Source organism: Novosphingobium sp. Sphag1I (assembly GCF_056279125.1).
On the sequence record NZ_JBWBQS010000052.1, the window covers coordinates 1 to 2,279 of the forward strand.

Genomic DNA, 2,279 nt, shown 5'->3' on the forward strand with positions numbered 1-2,279 from the left:
CGATGCTGCGTCACCTTCGCGAGATCGGATGGTCGGGACGGGCCATCATGATCTCAGGCTTTCACGACACGCTGCTGGCCTCGCGGGCCGCCGAGGCGGGCTTCGATCACGTTCTCGCAAAGCCGTTGATCGGCAGGGCTTTGCTCGATGCGTTGGACCGGCACCGCGCCGAGACGCTTCGAAAGCATTGAACTGTGGCAACCTGCCCCCGGCGGCCTCAGCCCTGCGCGATGTGGACAGCGGTCAGCGACGTCAAAGCCAGTGGTTGCGTTTGAACCGGATGTAGAGTCCGATGCAGACCGCAGCGATGACGCCGAGGATGACGAAATATCCCCACTGCGTCTTCAGTTCGGGCATATTCTCGAAGTTCATCCCGTAGATCCCGGCAATCGCGGTAGGCACCGCGAGGATCGCGGCCCAGGCGGCGAGCTGACGCGTGATCGCACCCTGGCGCTGCTGTTCGAGCAGGTGACTCGCCTCGAACACCGAGATCAGGATGTCGCGGATGCCGGTGATGGCGCTCTCAACCCGGAGCATGTGATCGAGCAGATCACGGAAATAGGGTTTGGAGGCCTCATCAAGCCGCGGAAGCTGCAGGTTCACCAACTTGCGACCGACCTCGAGCATGGGTCCGAGCACGCGCTGGAAGCGGACGAGCTCACGCCGCAGCGTGAAAATCCGGGTCACCTCCTCGCGGGTGAGAAAGGCTGCAAGCATGCGCTGCTCCATCTTGAGGACGTCCTCCTCGATCGCCTCGACGATCGGGAAATAGCCATCGACGATGAAGTCCAGAATGGCATGGAGCACATAGTCCGGGCCCTCGCGCAGCAGGTCCGGCGTGATTTCGAGATGCGCGCGAAGCTCGCTGTGCGAGCGTGCCGAACCCTGCCGAACGGTGATGAGGAAATTCTTGCCCAGGAAAATCGCGGTGGAGCCGTAGGCGATATGATCGCCTTCAAGATGTGCCGTCCTGGCGACGATGAACAACTGGTCACCGTAGACGTCGAGCTTGGAAATCTGGTGGCCGTTGCCGGCATCTTCCACGGCAAGCGGGTGAAGGCCGTAATTTCCGGCGATGTCGGCAAGTTCTGTTTCGCTGGGCTGGGAGAGGCCGATCCACACAAAGTCATCCTTGCCGATATGCTCGCACGCCGGATCGATCAGGGTCACCGGCCGCAGCCGTTTGCCCTCGTGATAAAGAAAGGCGGCGACGACGCTCATGGCACTTTCCGGTGCCGCCACCTGCGGCGGCGACCGGAAGCCGTGTGCCTCGCCCATTGAGACGCGTGCACAAGCAGGCGCGCCTCGCCCTTTAACCCCAGTCGCAGGAAGACAAAGGCGGCGCGCAGCAATTCGAGCGAGAGCTTATAGAAAAAGCGGCGGAGCGTTGGGTTTCGCAGAAGGCCGCTCCCGTTCATGACGCGCGTGGCTGGGCGGCGCGCTGCCACATCAAGGGCACGCAGACTGCGAAGGTCCGCGCACCCTTGATTGGCGACCGCGAGGGTATTTTCCTCTCTTGCGATGGTACCAAGCGATTGCCCGTGTGGCGCCTCTGCAATCGTGTCGGATGACTATACCTAAGTATCGGATAGCGGCGCTGACGACAGGGGTTGCCGGGCCCCGGTGAGGCGCGTCGCACCGCGCGGAGACGAAAGCTGGAAGACGGGAAAGCTCAACTGTCGAAAGCGACCGAGCGCGCGAGCGCTTCCTGGGACTGCAGAAAGGCGAGCCGCGATTGCAGCGCCGCCTGGACAACGCCGAAAGCGTCACCTCCCAGAGTCACGCGCAGCGGCGGATGGTCGCTGGTTGCGACATCGACGATCGCTTGCGCGATCTTCTGCGGGTCGAGCGTGTAGAGCTCGTTTCCGGCGGTCTCGAACATCTTGCGGATATGGCCGGCGGGCGTGTCGCGATAGGCCGCGATCTCGCTGGCGAATTGCAGGTTGTGGCTGAAGCTGGTGCGCGCCCCGCCCGGCTCGATCAGCGTCACGAACAGGTTGAAGGGCTCAAGCTCCTGGCGGAGACATTCGCTGAAGCCCTCCAGGCCCCATTTGGCCGCATGGTAGAGACTGCTCGTCGGAAGCGAGCCCTGACCGCTGGCACTGGAAATCTGGATGATCCGGCCGCTCCCGCGCAGGCGCATGGCGGGGACGAAGGCGCGGGTGATGTGGATGGGCGCCATGAGAGGGCATAGCGTGGAAGGTACGCTAAACAACGCTAAGGGAGAACAACCGAGGAACGCTTAGGCGGCGCGGCTGTCCGGCGGAAGATTGAGGGCC

At 63.0% G+C, this 2,279-nt stretch carries 3 protein-coding genes; 1 reads left to right on the plus strand and 2 read right to left on the minus strand.

The features are described 5' to 3' along the window. The coding region (locus tag ACZ9HU_RS22485; protein ID WP_476108101.1) for a response regulator at positions 1-191 on the plus strand (191 nt) is incomplete at its 5' end. Between the two features lie 61 nt (positions 192-252). Here the strand turns inward: ACZ9HU_RS22485 and corA are convergent. Further along, positions 253-1,221, minus strand: coding sequence for a magnesium/cobalt transporter CorA (corA, locus tag ACZ9HU_RS22490; RefSeq protein WP_476108103.1), 969 nt, complete (start codon positions 1,219-1,221; stop codon positions 253-255). A 451-nt stretch (positions 1,222-1,672) separates the two neighbouring features. Next, positions 1,673-2,182 carry an SDR family NAD(P)-dependent oxidoreductase gene (locus tag ACZ9HU_RS22495; protein WP_476108102.1) on the minus strand — a complete coding sequence of 170 codons (510 nt, stop codon included), beginning with the start codon at positions 2,180-2,182 and terminating at the stop codon, positions 1,673-1,675. Between the last annotated feature and the right edge of the window lie 97 nt (positions 2,183-2,279).

What these genes read in the sequence shown, in the direction of transcription:
- corA (WP_476108103.1), bottom strand. Translation starts at nt 1,221, where the DNA reads ATGAGCGTCGTCGCCGCCTTTCTTTATCACGAGGGCAAACGGCTGCGG.
- ACZ9HU_RS22495 (WP_476108102.1), bottom strand. Translation starts at nt 2,182, where the DNA reads ATGGCGCCCATCCACATCACCCGCGCCTTCGTCCCCGCCATGCGCCTG.